The sequence below is a fragment of the Pseudomonas fuscovaginae SE-1 genome, assembly GCF_000364705.1.
Classification (GTDB): Bacteria; Pseudomonadota; Gammaproteobacteria; order Pseudomonadales; family Pseudomonadaceae; genus Aquipseudomonas; species Aquipseudomonas fuscovaginae_A.
This window is the reverse complement of sequence record NZ_AQOH01000343.1, coordinates 38,445-44,763: the sequence shown is the minus strand read 5'-3', so window position 1 is coordinate 44,763 and position 6,319 is coordinate 38,445. Positions and strand designations below refer to the sequence as shown.

Annotated in this window: 8 protein-coding genes and 1 tRNA gene; 8 read left to right on the top strand and 1 reads right to left on the bottom strand. The window is 64.6% G+C overall.

What is annotated here, in order from left to right; all coding sequences use genetic code 11:
• The 6 genes from K675_RS0127025 (at position 1) to lepB (ending at position 4,703) form a co-directional block, all read left to right on the top strand.
• Positions 1-717: an alpha/beta fold hydrolase gene (locus K675_RS0127025; RefSeq protein ID WP_017906586.1), complete on the top strand. Its 717-nt coding sequence runs from the start codon at positions 1-3 to the stop codon at positions 715-717.
• Positions 718-767: 50 nt separating this feature from the next.
• Positions 768-1,034, top strand: coding sequence for a hypothetical protein (locus tag K675_RS0127020; protein ID WP_017906585.1), 267 nt, complete (start codon positions 768-770; stop codon positions 1,032-1,034).
• A gap of 215 nt (positions 1,035-1,249) precedes the next feature.
• Entirely contained in the window at positions 1,250-2,098 is an 849-nt protein-coding gene (locus tag K675_RS0127015; RefSeq protein WP_017906584.1) for a DUF692 domain-containing protein, read from the top strand.
• Complete coding sequence (locus tag K675_RS0127010) at positions 2,095-2,841, top strand: DNA-binding domain-containing protein (RefSeq protein ID WP_017906583.1); 747 nt, start codon at positions 2,095-2,097, stop codon at positions 2,839-2,841. Before K675_RS0127015 ends, K675_RS0127010 begins: the two co-directional genes overlap by 4 nt.
• Before the next feature lie 33 nt (positions 2,842-2,874).
• Entirely contained in the window at positions 2,875-3,924 is a 1,050-nt protein-coding gene (locus K675_RS0127005; protein ID WP_017906582.1) for an alpha/beta fold hydrolase, read from the top strand.
• A gap of 110 nt (positions 3,925-4,034) precedes the next feature.
• Positions 4,035-4,703: a signal peptidase I gene (lepB, locus tag K675_RS0127000; RefSeq protein ID WP_017906581.1), complete on the top strand. Its 669-nt coding sequence runs from the start codon at positions 4,035-4,037 to the stop codon at positions 4,701-4,703.
• Between the two features lie 66 nt (positions 4,704-4,769).
• Here the strand turns inward: lepB and K675_RS0126995 are convergent, their stop codons facing one another.
• Positions 4,770-5,390, bottom strand: coding sequence for a glutathione S-transferase family protein (locus tag K675_RS0126995; protein ID WP_017906580.1), 621 nt, complete (start codon positions 5,388-5,390; stop codon positions 4,770-4,772).
• Between the two features lie 239 nt (positions 5,391-5,629).
• Here K675_RS0126995 and K675_RS0126990 point away from each other — a divergent pair.
• Both K675_RS0126990 and K675_RS0126985 read left to right on the top strand, forming a co-directional pair.
• Positions 5,630-5,705 (top strand) — tRNA-Asn (locus tag K675_RS0126990).
• 92 nt (positions 5,706-5,797) lie between these two features.
• Positions 5,798-6,220 (top strand): hypothetical protein, encoded by a 423-nt coding sequence (locus K675_RS0126985; protein ID WP_017906579.1) that lies wholly within the window; start codon positions 5,798-5,800, stop codon positions 6,218-6,220.
• Positions 6,221-6,319: the final 99 nt, after the last annotated feature.

Here is a 6,319-nt window from a genome sequence, read left to right as displayed (position 1 = left end):
ATGTTCGCCAGTGCCGCCGCCGAGCCGGCCGCACCGGCGGGTGCCAAGAACATCGTTATCGTCCACGGCTCGTTCGTCGACGGTTCGGGCTGGCGGGTGGTGCACGACATCCTGATCCACAAGGGCTACCACGTCACCGTGGTGCACCAGCCGGCCACCAGCCTGGATGCCGACGTCGCCGCCACCCGGGAAATCCTCGACCAGCAGGTCGGTCCGGTGGTGCTGGTCGGCCACAGTTCCGGCGGTGCGGTGATCGGCATCGCCGGCGACCGGGACAAGGTCAAGGCACTGGTCTATGTCGCCGGGTTGCAACCGGAAGTCGGCGAGACCCTGGGCCAGTTGATCGGCTCCATGCCATCGCCGAGCAACGATATCCATGCCACCCGTGACGGCCTGCTGTTCGTCGATCGGGCCAAGTTCGGCGAGGACTTCGCCGCCGACCAGACCACCAACCGCACCGACTTCCTGGCGGCCTCGCAGGTGCCGGCCGCCGCCGCGACCTTCGGCACGCAGAACTGGGCGGCCGCCTGGCACAAGAAACCCAGCTACGGAATCGTCGCCACCGACGACAAGGCCCTGAACCCGGACCTGCAACGCTGGATGTACAAGCGTGCCGGTTCCAAGGTGACCGAGATCAAGGCCAGCCACACCGTGTACATCTCGCAGCCTGAGGCGGTGGCGAAAGTCATCGAGCAGGCCGCGCTGAACGCCAAGTAAATCCACCGACCCACATCGCTTCACCCAATTCATTTATCTGGAGATACACCATGACCACTACCGTTTCCCGCCTGAGCCTCGCCACTGCCGCCGCCCTGATCGCCCTGGCGTCCGCGTCCTTCACCGTCTCGGCCAGTGCCGCCGACAAGGAGCAACCGGGTCGCTGCTACGGCGTCAACAGCTGCAAGGGTGAAAGCCTGTGTGCCACCGCCAAGAACGACTGCAAGGGCCTCAATGGCTGCAAGGGCCAGGGCGTCGTGGTGAAAACCCCGAGCGAGTGCCTGAAGGCCGGCGGCACCCTGACCGAGCCGAAGTAAGCGCCACAGGGTGAGGGGGCCGATGGGTGAGCCCCCATTGTTCGATCGTTCCCACGCTCGGCGTGGGAATGCCTCCCAGGACGCTCAGCGTCCGCTCTTGCGACGCAGAGCGTCACGGGCTGCGTTTCCACGCCGAGCGTGGGAACGATCATCACGGGTTGCGGGGGGCATCGACTCACGCACCCGCCCACACTTCTCTCAAGCGAGCACCTGCGATGTCAGTATCCACTTCTTTCTCGGGCTTCGGCCTGGGCCTGCGCAAGGAACACTATCGGGACTTCCTGGAGACCGAGGTTCCGGTCGATTTCGTCGAAGTCATCTCCGAGAACTTCATGGTCGACGGTGGTCAGCCCCGACACATCCTGCGCCAGGTTCGCGAGCGGCATCCGGTGGTGCTGCATGGCGTTTCCATGTCCATCGGCTCGGCCGACGGCCTGAACCCGGACTACCTGCGTCGACTGCGGCAACTGGTCGACGAGATCGATCCGCTGTTCGTCTCCGACCACCTGAGCTGGTCGCGCATCGGCAACTTCAACTCCCACGACCTGCTGCCGGTGCCCTACACCGAAGAGGCGCTGGAGATCGTCTGCCGCAATATTTCCATGGCCCAGGATGCCCTCGGCCGTTCCATGCTGTTCGAAAACCCGTCGAGCTACCTGGCCTTCGACGGTGCCGCGATGACCGAATGGGAGTTCATCGGCGCCATGGCCGAACGCACCGGCTGCGGCCTGCTGCTGGACGTCAACAATGTCTTCGTCAGTGCCAGCAACCACGGTTTCGATGCGCTGGCCTTTCTCGACGGGTTGCCCGCCGACCGCGTACGGCAGATGCACCTGGCCGGGCACAGCCAGGGCGAACACCTGCTGATCGATACCCACGACAGCCCGGTCTGTGGCGATGTCTGGGCACTCTACACCGAGGCGGTGGCGCGGTTCGGCACGGCCGCCACCCTGATCGAGCGCGATGACCATATCCCGCCGCTGGCCGAACTGCTCGCGGAACTGGACATCGCTCGATCCATCGGTGCGGCGAATGCCCGTGGCGGACTACGGAGGGCGGTATGAACCTGGCCCAGTTGCAGCAGCAGTTCCAGCAGTGGCTGGTGACCGGTTCCGACGAGTTTGTCCGCTCCCTCGGGGACGGCCTGGATGCGGGCCTGGCGGTGTACCAGAACAACTACCGGGCACAGCTGGTAGGTTGCCTGGAGCAGGCATTTGCGCAGGTGCGCCGGTGGATCGGCGACGAGGCCTTTCTCGCGGCGGCGATCGCCCATATCGACCGGCAGCCACCCCATGCCTGGACGCTGGATGCCTACCCCGAGGGCTTCCACGCCAGCCTGGTCGAATTGTTCCCGAACAATCCCGACCTGCATGAACTGGCCTGGATCGAGGCGGCGGTCAATGACGCTTTCGTTGCCGAGGACGCCCAGGCCCTTTCGCTGGACGTCTTGGCGACCATCGATTGGGACACCGCGCGGTTGCGCCTGACACCGTCGTTGCGCAGCCATGCATTGACGACCAATGCCGAACCGATCTGGGCGGCGCTGTGCGAAGAAACACCGCCGCCGGAAAGCGAAATGCTCACCGAGCCGGGTGGAGTGATCGTCTGGCGTCGGCAGTTCACTTCACGCCTGCGTCCGCTGGAAGCCCTGGAATACCAGGCGCTGCTGCACCTGCAGGCAAATGGCAGTTTCGCCGCCCTGTGCCAGTGGCTGGTCGAGCGTCTCGGCGAGTCCGAGGGCGTCGCGCGGGCCGGTGCGCTGCTGGCCGGCTGGCTCGCCAGCGAACTGATCGTCGCGATCGACTGACCCCCCATTTTCTCTTTGCCAAGGAACTGCATCATGTCCGAGTACCTGTTCAATCGTCGTCGTTTCCTGTTGTCCGCCGCCGCCGGTGCAGCCGCCATCGGCCTGGCCGACGTGCCGTCGGCGCTGGCCTCGACGGGGCAGGGCACGACGCCCCGCACCGGCAAGCCGCTGGCGCGCCTGCCCATTCGCCAGGTGCGTACCGACGTGCTGGACATCGGTTATCACGAGACCGGCCCGGAGAACGGTCGCCCGGTGATCCTGCTGCACGGCTTTCCCTACGATATCCACAGTTACGCAGAGGTCGCGCCGTTGCTCGCGGCCCAGGGGTTTCGGGTGATCGTGCCGCACCTGCGTGGACACGGCAGCACCCGTTTCCTCGACAGCGCCACACCGCGCTCAGGCCAGCAGGCGGCGCTCGGCCAGGATGTGCTGGACCTGATGAACGAGCTGCATATCCCCGAGGCGGTGCTTGCCGGCTATGACTGGGGCGGTCGTGCGGCCTGCGTCGCGGCGGCGTTGCGGCCAAGCCGCTGCGTGGGGCTGGTGTCGGTCAACGGCTACCTGATCCAGGACATCGCCAAGGCCGCCAGCCCGTTGCCGGCCGAGGTCGAATGGGGGTTGTGGTACCAGCATTATTTCCAGACCGAGCGTGGGCGTGCGGGGCTGGCGGCCAATCGTCGCGACATCGCGCGAATTCTCTGGCGCAACAATTCGCCGACCTGGCACTTCGACGAACCGACCTTCGAGCGGGCGGCCGAGGCGTTCGACAACCCCGATTACGTCGATGTGGTCATTCATTCCTATCGGCACCGCATGGGGTTGGCCGAGGGCGACCCGAACTATGCCGAAGCCGAGCAGAAGCTTGCCCTGTTGCCGGCGCTCGGCGTGCCGACCATCACCCTCGACGGCATGGCCGACGGGGTCGTTCCGGCCACCGATGGCCAGGCGTCCGCGGCCCGCTTCAGCGGGGCGCGCAGCCACCGGCAGGTTCCCGGTGTCGGCCACAACCTGCCCCAGGAGGCGCCCGGGGTCTTCGCCGATGCGGTGGCCGACCTGGTGCATGGCGGCAAATGGCGTACCTGAGCGGGCGCCGCTCATGAAAACTTACGATCCGGCGTACAAGGAACTTGGCTCGACCCGAGACGTGGTGCTACAAGCATCGATGAACAACGTCATCCCCTTCAGAGGTCGCTATGAAACGCTGGATCGTCAATAACCGCGGGCTGCTGATCTTTCTCCTGTGTTTCGGCATCTTCCGCACGTCCATGGCGGACTGGAACCCGATCCCCTCGGGTTCCATGCGTCCGACCCTGCTCGAGGGCGATGTGGTGCTGGTCAATCGGCTGGCCTACGACGTCAAGCTGCCCCTGAGCGATATTTCCCTGGCGGCCCTGGGCAACCCGCGGCGTGGCGACGTGGTGACGTTCACCTCGCCGAAGGATGGTGTGCGCCTGATCAAGCGACTGGTCGGCGTGCCGGGAGATGTGCTGGAGATGCGTAACGAGGTGTTGTTCGTCAATGGCGTGGCGGCGCATTACAGTGATGCCAGGGACGTCACCGAGACGGGGCCCAGGGGGGCAAGCATTCCCGGGGTGTCGGTGACCGAGGCGCTGGATGACAGCGTGCGCCGGGTGCAGTTTCTGCACGGCGTGGCGGCTGCCCGTGATTTCGGACCGGTCACGGTACCGGCGGACAGCTATTTCATGCTCGGCGACAATCGCGACGACAGCGCCGACTCGCGCTACATCGGCTTCGTGCCACGCCGCCTGCTGATCGGCCGGGCCCACCACATCGTGGTGTCGGCCGACATCCTCGGCCATTGGATGCCACGTCTGGACCGTACCGCCAAGCCGATTCTGTAAAGAGCACAGACATGAGAAGGCCCGCTCCAGAACGGCCTGGAGCGGGCTGGTTGCAGAGCTTGGGACTCAGGGCTGGGTCGACTTGAAGCTCGGCAGCGCCTGCACCTGTTCCCACCACTGGGCAAAGCCCTCGACATCGAACAGCCGCTCGGCATCCGGGGTCTGCGAGAGGTAGCTGCAGAACGGCACCAGGTAGAAGTCCGCGAGAGACGGGGTGGGCCCGGCGATGAAGCGGTCCTGGCCCTTGATCTTCATCAACTCGCGCAGCACCTGGCGCGACTTTTCGATACCGGCCTCGCGGGCAGCCTCGTTCTTGCCGCCGATGAAGTCGGGGAACAGGTGATAACCGGCCACCGACACCAGCGCGTTGTAACCGTAGGAATCGTAGATGCCGATCGCCATGTTGGCGCGGGCACGGCCCCGGGCGGTATCCGGCAGCAGCGAGGGGCCCGGCAGGACTTCGTTCAGGTAATGGGTTATGGCACCGGTTTCGATCACCTTGAAGCCATCATGCTCGAGCACCGGTACCTTGCCGAACGGATGACGCAGCAGGTGTTCGGGATGATGCGGTTCGCCCTGGATGACATCCACCGGGACCTGCCGATAGTCCGCGCCTTTTTCGGCGAGAAGCATTCTGACGGTACGGACGTAGGTGCTGCCGCTGAAGCCGTAAAGGGTGATGCTCATGGTGATGACCTCCGGGATGAATCCATGGTGGGGTAATCAGGCCACCCGTGCCGGGCGACCTGGGACCGGTATAGTTCATCGCGCCGATGTATCCGGGATGTGTTCGGCCCGCGGTGAAGCTTGAGGCAGTGTGTCGCCACGGCGTTGGGACACACTGTGATACACGGCGGCGGGACAGGGGCCGGCATTTGCCGAGCGGGGGTTGACTTCTCTTTTTATATCAGTAACATAGACGCCATTCCGCAATAGCTCAGTTGGTAGAGCAAATGACTGTTAATCATTGGGTCCCTGGTTCGAGTCCAGGTTGTGGAGCCAGATATGAAAAAAACCTGCAGCGATGCAGGTTTTTTTTTGCCCGAAATTCAGGCGGCTGCGGCTGGCGGTCGCCCACAGTCGAGGAAATCAGCATGGCGGAAATGGCCCAGCAGGACGATCTGTTTCAGGTGGACAAGCGGCTTTCCCTCAAGCCGGTCATGGACTTCAACGCCTTCCTGCAGCAGGCGTTCGCCGACGGTCGGTGCCGATGCCTGCGCTGCGTTGACAACTCGGGTGACGAGACCGGCTATGCCTTCCAGCACACCTTCGACCTGGGCAAGGTGGTCAACCGCCAGTTCGCCCGGACCACCCCGAGCGATGTGCTGCTGGCGTTGAAAAAGGCCTGGCTGTCGTTCTTCAAGACCGAGCTGGAAGTGCCCGGCCTGCTGGAGCTGTCCCGGGTGCAGGAGTTCGTCAAACCCGAATTGCACCTGCGCCTGCGCCCGCTGCTGCTGGCCTCGGGCCTGATCGTGGAGCGGGATGGCGAGTGGCTGTTGCAGGCGGTTGCCGAGTAATACCCGAGCCCTTGCGCACGCCGCCAATCCTGTGGGAGCCGGCTTGCTGGCGATAGCGGAGTGTCAGTCGACATTGTTATTGACTGACACCCTGCTATC

Bases quoted from the DNA above. Each gene is read 5' to 3' on its own strand.
- K675_RS0127025 (WP_017906586.1), top strand. From the start codon at position 1: ATGTTCGCCAGTGCCGCCGCCGAGCCGGCCGCACCGGCGGGTGCCAAG.
- K675_RS0127020 (WP_017906585.1), top strand. From the start codon at position 768: ATGACCACTACCGTTTCCCGCCTGAGCCTCGCCACTGCCGCCGCCCTG.
- K675_RS0127015 (WP_017906584.1), top strand. From the start codon at position 1,250: ATGTCAGTATCCACTTCTTTCTCGGGCTTCGGCCTGGGCCTGCGCAAG.
- K675_RS0127010 (WP_017906583.1), top strand. From the start codon at position 2,095: ATGAACCTGGCCCAGTTGCAGCAGCAGTTCCAGCAGTGGCTGGTGACC.
- K675_RS0127005 (WP_017906582.1), top strand. From the start codon at position 2,875: ATGTCCGAGTACCTGTTCAATCGTCGTCGTTTCCTGTTGTCCGCCGCC.
- lepB (WP_017906581.1), top strand. From the start codon at position 4,035: ATGAAACGCTGGATCGTCAATAACCGCGGGCTGCTGATCTTTCTCCTG.
- K675_RS0126995 (WP_017906580.1), bottom strand. From the start codon at position 5,390: ATGAGCATCACCCTTTACGGCTTCAGCGGCAGCACCTACGTCCGTACC.
- K675_RS0126985 (WP_017906579.1), top strand. From the start codon at position 5,798: ATGGCGGAAATGGCCCAGCAGGACGATCTGTTTCAGGTGGACAAGCGG.